The 1,084-nt window shown below is 47.2% G+C and carries 1 protein-coding gene; it reads right to left on the bottom strand.

The window, feature by feature from the left end; genetic code table 11:
- Positions 1–1,064, bottom strand: a 1,064-nt coding sequence (locus NM10_RS13925) for a transposase (protein WP_020311962.1), incomplete at its 3' end; no start/stop codon positions are given.
- Positions 1,065–1,084: the final 20 nt, after the last annotated feature.

Raw genomic sequence — 1,084 nt, forward strand, 5'->3', positions numbered from 1 at the left:
CYTTMGTTCCTTTTTCCAACGGCTTCTTGCTTGCGATTGCCATGAATGCATCCTTTCTTATAGGGACAGTCCGAACAATCCTCACAGACATAATGGCTTTTGCGTATTTTAAATCCCGTGCTGGTTGTTTCGGTCTTTTTCCCAACACAGGTCAGCTTACGGTGATTGTGGCAATAAAAGACATCATTTTTCGCATCATAGTCCATATTCTGGAATTTGCCAATATCTTTTTTGAAACGGCGTTTTTTCCGCTGCTCATGGTCGGACGGTTTGATGTAAGCATCATACCCCTGTTCGGCGAGCTTCGTGTAATTTTCTTCGCTTTCATAGCCGGAATCTGCAATGATACGGGTATACTGGAAAGGGAAATGCTTGCGAAAATCTTCGAGGAAAGGCAGCAGGGTGGTACAATCTGAAGTCTGCGGTCCGACAGTGACCCAGGTAACGAATCCAGCGTCCACGCTATATTGTACATTATATGCAGGCTTGACCTGGCCGTTTTTCATGGCGTCTTCTTTCAGATGCATGAAGGTGGCATCGATATCGGTCTTGGCATAGCTGTTCCGGTCCCCGCAGTAATGAAGCTGGACGGCGTACTCTTTTGTCTTATGCAGGAAATCCTTGGCTTTTTCAATGGCCTTTTGCAATGGCGTCTTACGATGGCCTTTGCCATGGACGAAAACGATGTGTCCTTCTCGTTGAAGCCGTTTTAATTTCCCCAACAGCCGCCGTAAATGGTACCGATGGACAGCGTGTGTATGGAGCACTTGGATGCCAAAGAGTTCCTGGGTCTTAAGAATAAAGCCCGGAATTTTTGCTAATACTTTGGCCTGCCGTTTCGTGACACTCTTCTTCCAGACAAAAGTGTATTTATTGGCAACAGATTCGATTTTTGTCCCATCGATGAACAAATTCTTCAGCGATAAGGCCCCGGCCTGAGCCAAGACGGCATCCATGTCGGCAAACAAGGTCCGGCTGCATGCCGCCATATGATGAGAACGGAAACGGGCGATAGTCGCATGATCGGGAACGGGTTTCCCTTCCAGCAGATATTGGAAATTCAATCTCTCCGRCAGCYGATTCA

Source organism: Megasphaera sp. NM10 (assembly GCF_000417505.1).
Lineage (GTDB): Bacteria > Bacillota > Negativicutes > Veillonellales > Megasphaeraceae > Megasphaera > Megasphaera intestinihominis.